General features: G+C 51.7%; 8 protein-coding genes. 7 read left to right on the top strand and 1 reads right to left on the bottom strand.

Going from position 1 to position 12,218, the window contains the following annotated elements:
* Positions 1-30 precede the first annotated feature (30 nt).
* The 3 genes from thiC (at position 31) to F463_RS0102085 (ending at position 4,342) form a co-directional block, all read left to right on the top strand.
* Positions 31-1,911 (top strand): phosphomethylpyrimidine synthase ThiC, encoded by a 1,881-nt coding sequence (gene thiC, locus F463_RS0102075; RefSeq protein WP_018985385.1) that lies wholly within the window; start codon positions 31-33, stop codon positions 1,909-1,911.
* Positions 1,912-2,065: 154 nt separating this feature from the next.
* Positions 2,066-3,721 carry a hypothetical protein gene (locus tag F463_RS0102080; RefSeq protein WP_018985386.1) on the top strand — a complete coding sequence of 552 codons (1,656 nt, stop codon included), beginning with the start codon at positions 2,066-2,068 and terminating at the stop codon, positions 3,719-3,721.
* A gap of 105 nt (positions 3,722-3,826) precedes the next feature.
* On the top strand, positions 3,827-4,342 hold the full coding sequence (locus F463_RS0102085) for a hypothetical protein (RefSeq protein ID WP_026295224.1): 516 nt from the start codon (positions 3,827-3,829) through the stop codon (positions 4,340-4,342).
* A 66-nt stretch (positions 4,343-4,408) separates the two neighbouring features.
* Here the strand turns inward: F463_RS0102085 and F463_RS0102090 are convergent, their stop codons facing one another.
* The gene (locus F463_RS0102090) at positions 4,409-4,951 is read right to left on the bottom strand and encodes a YaeQ family protein (protein WP_018985388.1); all 543 of its coding nucleotides are present in this window, start codon (positions 4,949-4,951) and stop codon (positions 4,409-4,411) included.
* A gap of 172 nt (positions 4,952-5,123) precedes the next feature.
* On the opposite strand from F463_RS0102090, the gene F463_RS0102095 reads away from it, so the two are divergent.
* The 4 genes from F463_RS0102095 to F463_RS0102110 are packed head-to-tail and all read left to right on the top strand — an operon-like array spanning position 5,124 to position 11,462.
* Complete coding sequence (locus F463_RS0102095; RefSeq protein WP_033412998.1) at positions 5,124-5,774, top strand: TetR/AcrR family transcriptional regulator; 651 nt, start codon at positions 5,124-5,126, stop codon at positions 5,772-5,774.
* Positions 5,771-7,222, top strand: coding sequence for an efflux transporter outer membrane subunit (locus tag F463_RS0102100; protein WP_018985390.1), 1,452 nt, complete (start codon positions 5,771-5,773; stop codon positions 7,220-7,222). Before F463_RS0102095 ends, F463_RS0102100 begins: the two co-directional genes overlap by 4 nt.
* Positions 7,223-7,224: 2 nt before the next feature.
* Positions 7,225-8,388 carry an efflux RND transporter periplasmic adaptor subunit gene (locus F463_RS0102105; protein WP_018985391.1) on the top strand — a complete coding sequence of 388 codons (1,164 nt, stop codon included), beginning with the start codon at positions 7,225-7,227 and terminating at the stop codon, positions 8,386-8,388.
* Between the two features lie 2 nt (positions 8,389-8,390).
* On the top strand, positions 8,391-11,462 hold the full coding sequence (locus F463_RS0102110; RefSeq protein ID WP_018985392.1) for an efflux RND transporter permease subunit: 3,072 nt from the start codon (positions 8,391-8,393) through the stop codon (positions 11,460-11,462).
* Positions 11,463-12,218 lie beyond the last annotated feature (756 nt).

Raw genomic sequence — 12,218 nt, forward strand, 5'->3', positions numbered from 1 at the left:
ATCCTTACGTCTTTTCTTTTAAGGATGCCAATGAACGCTATTGATAAAAATATCAAGTTCGTCAATGCTGATGCCAAAGTTGACGAAGCTGCCACCAAACCGTTTGCCAAATCGCGCAAAATCTACGTACAAGGTTCCCGTCCTGATATCCAGGTCCCATTTCGTGAAATTTCGCTCAGTGATACGCCATCCAGCTTTGGCGGTGATACCAACCCGCCAGTGGTTGTTTATGACACCTCAGGCCCTTACACAGACCCGAATGTTGAGATCGATATCCGTAACGGTTTGCCAGCATTGCGTGCGCAATGGATCGCAGAGCGTAACGACACCGAACAGCTGGACGGGCCAACTTCGACTTTCGGCCAGCAGCGCCTGACCGACCCAGCCCTGGCCGAAATGCGTTTCAACCTGCATCGCAAACCACTGCGTGCCAAGCCAGGCAAAAACGTTAGCCAGATGCACTACGCCCGCCAGGGCATCATTACGCCCGAGATGGAGTTTATTGCCATCCGCGAAAACCAGCGCCGCGAAAACATGAGCGAGCTGCTGCAAACACAGCATCCTGGCCAAAGCTACGGTGCCAGCATTCCGAAAGTCATCACACCTGAATTTGTGCGCGACGAAGTGGCGCGTGGCCGTGCCATTATCCCGGCCAACATCAACCACCCGGAAATCGAACCGATGATTATTGGCCGTAATTTCCTGGTCAAGATCAATGCCAACATTGGTAACTCTGCGCTGGGTTCATCTATCTCGGAAGAAGTAGAGAAAATGGTGTGGGGCACACGCTGGGGTGGTGATACCGTGATGGACTTGTCCACTGGCAAAAACATCCATGAAACCCGCGAATGGATTATCCGCAACTCGCCGGTGCCGATTGGTACCGTGCCTATCTACCAGGCACTGGAAAAAGTGAACGGCAAGGCAGAAGACCTGACCTGGGAAATCTTCCGCGATACCTTGATCGAGCAGGCAGAGCAGGGCGTGGACTACTTCACTATCCATGCTGGTGTACGCCTGGCTTATATCCCCATGACTGCCAAGCGTATGACCGGTATCGTGTCGCGCGGCGGTTCCATCATGGCGAAATGGTGTCTGGCACACCATAAAGAGTCTTTCCTGTACACGCACTTTGAAGAAATCTGCGAGATCATGAAGCAATACGATGTGTCGTTCTCGCTAGGTGATGGCCTGCGTCCCGGTTCTATTTACGATGCCAATGACGAAGCACAGTTTGCCGAACTGAAAACTCTGGGTGAGCTGACCCAGATCGCCTGGAAACACGACGTACAGTGCATGATCGAAGGCCCTGGTCACGTGCCTATGCACCTGATCAAGGAAAACATGGACCTGCAACTGGAACACTGCGGTGAAGCCCCGTTCTACACGCTTGGCCCATTGACCACCGACATCGCGCCTGGCTATGACCATATCACTTCAGGCATTGGTGCGGCCATGATTGGCTGGTACGGCTGTGCCATGCTGTGTTACGTGACACCAAAAGAGCACCTTGGACTACCGGACAAGGAGGATGTACGCGTGGGTATCATCACCTATAAAATCGCGGCACATGCGGCTGACCTGGCCAAAGGTCACCCAGGCGCACAAATCCGGGATAATGCTTTATCCAAGGCCCGTTTCGAGTTCCGCTGGGAAGACCAGTTTAACCTCGGTCTGGACCCTGAAAAAGCCAAGGAATTCCACGACGAAACCTTGCCACAGGAAGGCGCGAAACAAGCTCACTTCTGCTCCATGTGCGGGCCTCACTTCTGCTCCATGAAAATCACGCAAGATGTACGTGACTACGCCGCCACACAAGGCGTGAGCGAGCAGGAGGCCCTGGAAAAAGGCATGCAGGAAAAAGCGATTGAGTTCGTGAAGAAGGGCAGTGAGGTTTACCAGAAGGTGTAATTTCTGGGCTTTTCATAAAAACCGGCGTACTGCCGGTTTTTTTATTGCTTGCAAAGTGGTTATTTGATCTGCAAACCAGTGGTTTTTTCGTCAATTCTCAACAGGCATCTCACGGTATATTGCACAGTCTATATCGCGGCTTGAGGCATCTATCATGGCGGACAACCTGCAGAGCAGTATCGTACGAGATTTCAGGCAAACATTACTTTGGCCTATACAGTTGATGACTGATCACAGCAGCCTGAGTGCTGTGAATTATCCATGGCAAGTGCTCAAAGACACGCCCAATTCACCCTGGGTAGAAATACAAGACGAGTTTTTGCAGGCCTCGCCGCATCTGAGTGAAACCCGGTATCAGGAATTTGTCACCTTTCTGCCGTTTGCGCAGCGATTTTTGTATGGAGAAGGCAAGCATGGACGCGAGGCGGGCGGGTATGGCGAATCGCCTATTCATATTTTCACGCGTACAGATATCAGCCAGGTACGCATGACCCTTCAAGGTGAGCGTGAACCCTTGATATTGCGCGTTTCCCACGTCGAGTTATATTTCTTTTTTGATATTGACGTCGCCATGCTGGCCTTTGAGGTGACGGGCAAAGAGTTACCCTTAAAGTCAGCCATGGAAGTTATGTACCGGCTGGGGCGTACCTATCCTAATTATTGGGATGATTCAGGTGAAGCCGGGCACTGTGCGCAACTGGTTGAATGGCTGGATGGACAAGGACAGGTAATTGCGCGCTCTGATTATGAAGACAAAGCGCGCTACCTGGCGTTCGTTAAAGAGAATCATGTGCCTTGTGTGTCGTTGCATTGGCTGGCACTGTTACATCCATTGGTGCCGCATTACTCTGACCAGGCAGGTGAGCTGCGTTACCGTGAAATTGAATACCAGCGCATGCCGCTCATGGCTTACCTGTCGTTTGATGATGTGAGTCAGCTCAGTCGTGGTGACCTTATCCGCCTGGGCCTGGTGTGCCAGCCCTGGCATTCGGAAACCCTGCCATTTACCGAACAGTTTTTGCAGGCATTCGAAAAAAATAATTGTTATGACCGTTATTGGGATGAAGCCCGCCAGGATCCGTGGAGTACCACGCGCATCATGTGTACCGGGCAGAATTTTGTCGTGGTCGGCAGCCACCAGCACCGCGTGTTTACCAATGAGCGCACTGGCATCAAACGCCATTACCAGAACCAGTACTTTTTGCTGTTTTTGATTGCACATTTCCAGAAAGCGGCGTTGCTCATGCTGTCTGACCGCATGGTACAAGCCATCAGCCGATTGAATATCCAGAGTGAAGATTCGGTGAAAGTTTTCCGCAGCCGTATCCGTAATGCCACAGCCGTGTTTTTACGCTTTACCCACCGCTACTGGTTTGAAAACGTTTCAGACCAGGCGGTAGCGAAAGACCTGTTTACACTCATGCTCAGGCAACTGGATTCCGTCAGCCTGTTTGAAAAAACACGCCGCCGTATTATGGATATGGCGGAATATCTTGAGGGCGAAGAAATCAAGCGTCAGGCCGATACCGTCGTTCGCCTGACGGTGGTCACCATTCTGGGGCTCATTGGTACCATGACCAGTGGCCTGTTGGGTATGAACCTGATTGACTTGACACAAGCGAGCCTGCTGGAAAAATTGGCCTACTTTTCAATCGTCTTTATTCCAGTCAGCCTGCTGACTTTTTACACGGTCATCAAATCCAGAAGACTTTCACTGTTCCTCGATGCACTTTCTAATGAAGGGGCTGGGCTGGGTTACAAATTATCCAAACTGCGCAGTGTCTGGGTGGGAAGACTTGATGATCACTAAACCGGTAGTTTGGAGATCCAAACACTTGTTAAAAAATGAATCTTTGTGACGGGCTTCTATCCAATTTTGACACGCTAATACTGGCAATATTGATAGGAGAACACTATGAGACGCAGGCTCTATTTTGTTTTACCCAATATTAGAAGCGCACAGGCAATGATGAACGAACTATTGCTGGAAAGGGTCGAAGAAGGCCATATTCACTTCCATGCTAAAAACGAGCAGCTGTTAGGCAATCTTCCCAAGGCGAATGCCGTAGAAAAATCGGATGTCGTGTATAGCGCATTGGCAGGCTTTGTGTTTGGTGCGGTGTTTGGTTTGCTGGGTGGTTTGCTGGCCTATATGGTACCCTGGTGGTTTGGCGAAGTGACGTTAATGGTGATTCCTTATTGCATGGTGCTGGGTGCGCTTTCTTGTACAGCCTGGGCTGCAGCAGTCGCGACTGCCGCCCCTAGTTATCGCCTCAAATCATATCAATCCCAACTTGAGCAAGGCAGTATTTTAATGATTGTCTCGGTGCCATTGCGCAGGTTGGGTGAAGTACGCCATCGGCTCATGCAGCATCACCCGGAAGCGATGTATAGTGGCGTTTGGCCAGCAGAACACAAGCTTTTTCCCTAAGCGAGGTTTTCTCAGTGTATTCATGAGAGCCAGTCATGCTGGCTTTTTGTGAGGCGAGTTGGATGGTTATTCCCTGGCTTCTTTTAACCATTGCGGCTGAATTTCAAAGCTCCCACCATCATAGCTCGCCAGCATTTGCCGGTCTTGAATGGTGAAACTGATGGTCAGTCCACGTGTGGCTGCGGCAGCCAGTTGTTCTGTTTCTGGCAGGTTAATCACTGTGACATTCTCAAGCTTGAGCATGGCCTTCTGGTTCTGGGTCCACCACATCTCTGCCGTGCGGCCACCGTAGAGAATTTGTACCACGTGCGCTGCGCGTCCACACGCTTTGCGGATTTCGCGTTCGTCAGGCAAGCCTACACCAATCCAGCGTTCAATTGCGCCCGTTAAATCTTTCTGCCAAAGGTCTGGTTCATCGTCTTCACTCAAGCCTTTACCAAACAGCAATGCTTCATCGGCATACAGCACAAAAGCCAGCAAGCGTACCATTAAGCGTTCATCAGTCTCTGACGGGTGTTTTGCCAGCGTCAGTTGATGTTGCTGGTAATAATGCCTATCCATGTCGGCAATATTGACGTCGATTTTATAAATCGTGGATTTGAGGGCCATAGGTGCTTTGTTGTCTGCGTCTTCAAGTGCTGCGAGTATAACAAACCCTTGGCGAATAGGGCGCGGGCGCTCTATGTATCATTCCAGTGACAACAAAACGCTTGCTTATTTGAGGCGGATGGGTAAAATAAAAATGAAACGTTTCATTTTTATTTTATACAAGCCTCTTCTCATGGAATCCACACAGCTAAAAACCAAGGTTGGTCGGCCCAAATCGGGTACTGAGCAAGAGCGCCACGCGCATTTGCTTGAGCAGGCGTTGGCGTTATTTATGACCGAAGGTTTTGCGCGCACCAGTATTGCGCGTGTCGCGAGCACCTGCGGTGTTTCCACCCGGACCATTTACGAACGCTTCGGCAGTAAGGACGAGTTGTTGGTTGCGGCATTGAAGCATATGGTGGAGCAGGATGTGCTGGCGATGACCCGCGTTGAAGGTTTGGGAGAGCAGCCATTGGCTACCGTCCTGGCGAATGTCAGCCGATTGATTCTTAATAAGGTACTTGAGCCCCGCATGGTATCGTTTTTCCGTATCGGCGTGTCAGAGGTATCGCACTTGCCGGAATTGACCCGTGCAGTGAAGGCTGTAGGTCCAGAGCGTATCCATCGAATGCTGGCAGATATATTTGCAGGTTATGCAGCAAAAGGAGAGTTGCCAGCACAGAATTTTATGCAGGCGGCGGAGTCATATTGCGAGCTCCTGGTTGCCGGGCCACGTAACAAAGCCCTGTTTGGGGTATTGGAACCAGATTGGGATGCAGAGGCACACATTGCATTTGTGGTGCAATTGTTCTTAAACGGATTGCAAGGGATGAAAAACAAATGAGTCCGGGTGTTTTAACGTCGGGGAGGGCCAGTGTTTACTGGTTGTTATTATATCTGCCACTTGCCGGTTGTTCGGTCATAGACGAATATATCCGTCCAAAAACAGCCATCGCTGAGCAGTGGCAAGCGCCTCTGCCACATGGCGGAAGCGTTGCTTCTTTAACAGACTGGTGGGCGCAATTCAAAGACCCGGTGCTGGATCAGTTGCTGGCTGAGTCGCAGAAGGAAAGTCCTTCGCTGGAGATTGCATTAGCGAATATTCGTGTGGCACGCGCTAACGTGTTGTCGGCGCGTGCGCAGGGAATTCCAGATTTAACCAGCACCGGTAGCGTCACCAGAAGTAAAGGTGGTGGTGGTGGGGCGTTTCCGGCCAGTACGATCGAGATAGACTCGATTTCGCTGGATGCAAGTTGGGAAGTCGACCTGTTTGGCAAAGTAAAAGCAGCCAAGCAGGCTGCCAAAGCACAGCTCGAGGCCAAGAAAATTGCCTGGCATGATGCACGGCTGACATTAGCTGCCGAAGTAGCGAATAACTACGTCAACTATCGCGCTTGCCAGGCTTCCGTGCAGGCTTTAAAGCAAGCTTATGAGTCGCGCAGTGAAACCGCGCGTTTGACAGGTATTTCTGCCCGGGCAGGCTTCTCTGCCCCGTCTGATCTTGCGCTGGCACAGGCAGCCACACGCGCCAGTGAATCTACATTGGATGGGCAACAAGCGGAATGCGATGGTCTGGTCAAGGCACTAGTGGAGTTAACCAATCTCCCAGAGCCCGCGTTGCGCACCTTGCTGGCTAAAGGTCACGGCATGCCAGAACCCGCCATGTTTGACGTGAGCACCATGCCAGCAAACTTGTTGATACGCCGCCCTGACCTGGCCATTGATGAACGCAACCTCGCAGAAGCCAGCGCTAATATTGGCGTATCCAAAGCGCAGTTGTATCCCAGTCTGACTCTGACGGGTTCAATTGGATATCGCCGTACCAATTTTAACGGTACAGTCACCCGCACGGACTCCTGGTCTTATGGTCCTTCGCTCAAGTTACCGATTTTTGATGGCGGCACCTTGCGTGCGGACCTGGCGGAAGCGCGTGCCAATTTTGACAGTTTGCTTGCGACCTATAAACAAGACGTGCGCAAGGCAGTCAAGGAGGTCGAGCAAGCCCTGGTCAATCTGGACAGCGCCACGCGACGCGCACAATCGGAGCAGGCCAGCGCGCAACAGTATCAGCAATACTTTCAAGCAGCTGAAATCAACTGGAAGTCTGGCGGCCTGGATTTGTTATCGCTGGAAGATGCACGCCGCCAGAAAATCAACGCCGAACTCAATGTGATTACCCAACAAAAGAATCGCGTATTACAGTGGATTGCCCTGTATAAGGCGTTTGGTGGGGACTGGCTTGAAACCCGGCAAACAGTTAAACCTCCATTGAAACCCATGGAAAAAAGGTAAGCATGATGGCAAAGAAACTGACAACAAAAACCAAATTTTTAATCATTGCAGCGTTACTGGTGGGCGTGAGTGCCTGGTTTTGGCAACATCCCTTGCACCAGGATGAATTGAAGGGGAAATCTGCCAAGAATCAAGCCCGTCAGTCAGCCCAGACACTCAAGGCTGCACTGAGTGTAGAGGCGACCCAGCCTGCGATTGTGCAATGGCCGATGACCCTGGTCCTGAATGGCAGCATTTATCCATGGCAGGAAGCCCTGGTCAGTGCAGAAATTTCTGGTCTGCGCATACAGCAGATCATGGCGGATGTGGGGACACAAGTCAGCAAGGGGCAGCCACTGGTGATGTTGGCTGACGAAACAGTGAAAGCTGACTTGCAAAAACAGCTGGCAACTGTAGATAGGGATAAAGCAGCGTTGGCTGAAGCAAAAAGTAATGCCGACAGAGCACGTGAAATCAAAGACAGTGGCGCATTATCCGCACAAAAAATCAACGAATATGTGATAGCCGAGCAGACTGCCAGGGCGAATCTGGCATTGTCTGAAGCCGAGCTGGAAAACCAGAAAATCCGCTTGCGCCAGACTAAAGTCGTCGCGCCGGATGATGGTGTGATTTCGTCACGTTCTGCCAACTTGGGCAACGTGGTCTCGTCAGGTGCCGAGTTGTTCCGGTTAGTGCGCCAGGGCCGTATAGAGTGGCGTGGGGAAGTGAATGCTGACCAACAGACTGCTCTGCACCCAGGCCAATTGGTACGACTGACACTTTCTGGGGGCCACACCGTGAATGGCAAAGTGCGCCTGATTTCGCCAACGGTGGATAACAACACCCGCAATGCACTGGTTTATGTCGATATCCCCAAAGACAGTGCGAAGCCTGGCATGTATGTACAGGGAGAGGTCGATATTGGCCAGCAGCAAGGCGTGGCGGTACCTCTGAGTGCGGTGACTTATCGCGATGGCTTTGCTTACGTCTTTGAACTGGCGCCCGCCGATGCGCAAGGCTTAAGCAAAGTCATCCAGCGCAAGGTGCAAACCGGCCGTTCGCATGGCGAGCAGATTGAGTTGCTGGGTAGTCTCAATACGCAGGCGCAGTTTGTGCTGAGCGGCGGTGCTTTTTTAAATGATGGCGACATCGTCAAAGTTGTCACCCAGACGAAGCGTGGGGCTTAAGTATGAATTTTTCCGCCTGGTCCATCCGTAATCCGGTTCCGGCCATCTTATTGTTTGTGGTGCTGACTTTTCTTGGACTGAAATCGCTTAACCAATTAGGCAAACAGAACTTCCCTGATATCGAGTTACCAGTCATCACCGTGAGTGCGACGCTGGAAGGCGCGGCCCCACCCCAGCTCGAGACCGAAGTTGCACGCAAGATAGAAGACAAGATTGCGACTATTGGTGGCATTGAACACATGACCACGACCATCACCGATGGCAGCGTCAGCATCAGCGTGCAGTTCACCATTGACACCAAGAGTGAAGAAGCCCTCAACCTCGTACGCAACGCTGTGGATAGTGCCCGTTCCGAGCTCCCTGCAGCCGTAACAACGCCCACCGTTTCAAAAGTGACCACTTCCGGCAATGCCATCCTGACATATGTCGTCTCCGCGGAAAATATGGATGAAGGCGAGTTGTCATGGTTTGTCGATAATGAAGTGAGCAAAGCGATGCTGGCCGTCAACGGCGTGGGCAAGATCACGCGTACCGGCGGCGTAGACCGCGAGGTGCAAGTGAACCTCGATCCCACGCTGATGGCAGGGCTCGGCGTCAATGTGAGCGATGTCTCTGCGCAGCTCAAACGCGTGCAACAGGATGCGTCTGGTGGCCGCGGCGATATCGGTGCGAATATCCAGTCAGTGCGCACCTTGGGTGCCTTGCATAGTGCCGACGAGGTGCGCAATCTCGATATCCCGCTGGGTGATGGCCGTCATATCAAGCTAGCGCAAGTGGCAGAAGTGCTGGATACCTATGCTGAGCGTACTACTTATGCCAGTTATGATGGCAAGCCTGTCATTCGTTTTGAAATTACGCGTAGCAAAGGCACCAGCGAGGTGACCGTCGCCAAAGATGTACGTGCGGCGCTGGAAAAATTTCAGCAATTGCATCCACAAGTAAAGATTGTGGAGGCGTTTAACATGGTTAAGCCGGTAGAAGATAACTACGAAGGCTCTATGCAGTTGCTGTATGAGGGCGCGTTGCTAGCGATCTTGGTGGTGTGGTGGTTCTTGCGTGATTGGCGCGCCACTATTATTGCTGCGGTGGCTTTACCGCTGTCCATGATTCCCACTTTTGCTTTTATGCAATATTTTGGCTTTTCGCTCAATGTGCTGACTCTGCTGGCCATGGCGCTGGTCGTGGGTATCCTGGTCGATGATGCGATTGTGGAGATTGAAAATATCGTAAGGCATTTGCGCATGGGTAAAACGCCTTACCAGGCAGCAATGGAGGCGGCCGACGAGATTGGCTTTGCCGTGATTGCGACGACATTTACGCTGGTGGCGATTTTTCTGCCAACGGCATTTATGGGCGGGATTCCGGGCAAATTTTTCAAACAGTTTGGCATCACGGCAGCCATTGCGATTCTGGGTTCTTTAGTGGTGGCACGTTTGTTAACGCCCATGATGTCCGCCTACCTGCTCAAACCACATCCTGTCAAAGAGGAAACCGACTCAGCTTCCATGCGCTGGTATTTGGGCTGGGTCAGCTGGTGCTTAAATCACCGCAAAACCGTGGTGGCAGGCTTTATTCTGTTTATTATCGGTTCGTTGAGCCTGATGCCTTTGTTGCCCAAGGGTTTCGTCCCGTCTTCCGACAGTAGTCAGACCAAGGTTAATATTGAGTTGCAACCGGGTACGCCCCTTGCGCAAACCCGGCAAGTGGTGCAAATGGCTGAACAACTTGTCAAGCAGCATCCTGAAGTCAAGGCGGTCTTTACTGCGGCTGGCACGGCCAGTACCGGCGGGGGCGGGCCGAACGCCTCACAAAATAGCACCGATGTGCGCAAGGGCAGTCTGGTCATCAGCCTGACCGACCGCAGTGAGCGCAAGCAAAAGCAGTCTGAAATTGAGGCAGACTTGCGCGAGCGGTTGAAAAACCTGCCAGGTGCGCGTGTCACAGTAGGCATAGGCGAGTCCGGCGAGAAGTTGCAAATTACACTGGCTAGTGATGATGCGAATGCGTTAACCAGTGCTAGTCAGCAATTGCAACAGCAATTAAGGACCTTGAATGGTGTGGGCAATATTACCTCCAGCGCCAGTTTGCAACGGCCAGAGGTACAGATTATCCCGGATATAGATAAGGCGGCCGAGTTGGGCGTGACTGTGGAGTCCATCGCACAGGTGATCCGCGTGGCAACTTCAGGAGACTTCTCCAATACCATGCCCAAGCTGAATCTGCCGCAGCGGCAAGTGCCGATCCGCGTGCGTTTGGGACCTAGTGTACGTACCAGTTTGCAAGAAATTGCCCAATTACGTGTTCCATCACGCAATGGCAGTGTTAGCCTGGAAACCGTCGCGACAGTCCGCATGGGTAGCGGCCCGCAGCAGATTGACCGCATGGACCGTATGCGTAATGTCACCTTTGATATTGAGCTCAATAAACGCCAGATTGGCGAAGTCATGCGTGAGGTGCAGCAACTGCCTGCTATGCAAAACCTGCCGCCTAGCGTGAAACAGCTTGAAGCTGGCGATGCCAAGCGTATGAACGAGTTATTTGCCAGCTTTGGCGGCGCTATGATCATTGGCGTCATGTGTATCTATGTGGTGCTGGTGTTGCTGTTTGGTGACTTTTTGCAGCCCATCACCATTCTGGGAGCCTTACCACTGTCATTGGGGGGCGCTTTCTTTGCGCTGCTGGTGACCCATAACAGCTTCTCCATGCCAAGCGTGATTGGTTTGTTGATGCTGATGGGGGTGGTGACCAAAAACTCCATTCTGCTGGTGGAATACACCATCATGGCGCGCAAAGAGCGCAAACTCAGTCGCTTTGATGCCATTATTGATGGCTGCCACAAACGCGCACGCCCAATTATCATGACCACCATTGCCATGGCAGCCGGCATGATGCCGATTGCCTTGGGCTGGAGTGCAGACCCCAGCTTCCGCTCACCGATGGCGATCACGGTGATTGGTGGGTTGATTACTTCGACGGTATTGAGCCTGGTGGTGATTCCGGTGTTGTATACCTATGTGGATGATTTGTTGGGGTGGTTGCGGGGAGTGGGGAGATTGGCGCGGAAGCACGTGTAATCTCTATAAAGTACAGTTGATTAAAATGAGGCGTGCTGAGAGGTGCACCTCGTTTTTTATTGGATATATAAGAAGGTAATTCTTTAAATTTTTGGTTGTAGTGCCACTCGTATCCTCACTTACAACTTACAATCTTTCTATTTCGCCTCTAGGCGAGTTACTTTTCTTTGCTTGAGCAGCTATGGTTTACTTTTGAGTGTGCTCCTAGATGGAGGAAGTCTTTATTTCGCCTTTAGGCGACCATTCTTTCTTATGCTTGTCCATAGGAAAGAAGGCAAAGAACAAGACACCCTAGCTTCCGCTTGTTCCCTGCGTTGCTCATCAAAATAAGCGCTCGCGAAACTCATCCTAGCGGCCTGCACAATACGCAGGCCACCGCGGGATTCGGACAGCCGCTCGCTTGATCTTATTTTGTCTGCGCTACTCGGCGCGGCAGATAGGGGCCCGAAAACCAATGAGCGCCACCGTTTGTGGGCTAAAAAGAAAAGAATTTGAGTTTTTAACTATTCCAAATTTCAACGATGGTACTTTGATGAGATGAATCCCATCCCATCACGCTGAGTAGCGGAGACGAAGTGGGAGAAGTCGGCCATCGGCTGTTCGAGTTCCGCGGTGGCTTGTGTAGTGTGCAAGCCGCTAGGGCGAGTTTCGATGGACGCCCACTTTGTTGAGCAACGCAAGGGAGCCGTAGGCCGTGATGGCTGGGTGCCCTCTTCTTTGGTTACTTTCTGTGGGGCAAGCAACAGAAAGTAACTC

It is taken from the genome of Methylophilus methylotrophus DSM 46235 = ATCC 53528 (assembly GCF_000378225.1).
GTDB lineage: Bacteria > Pseudomonadota > Gammaproteobacteria > Burkholderiales > Methylophilaceae > Methylophilus > Methylophilus methylotrophus.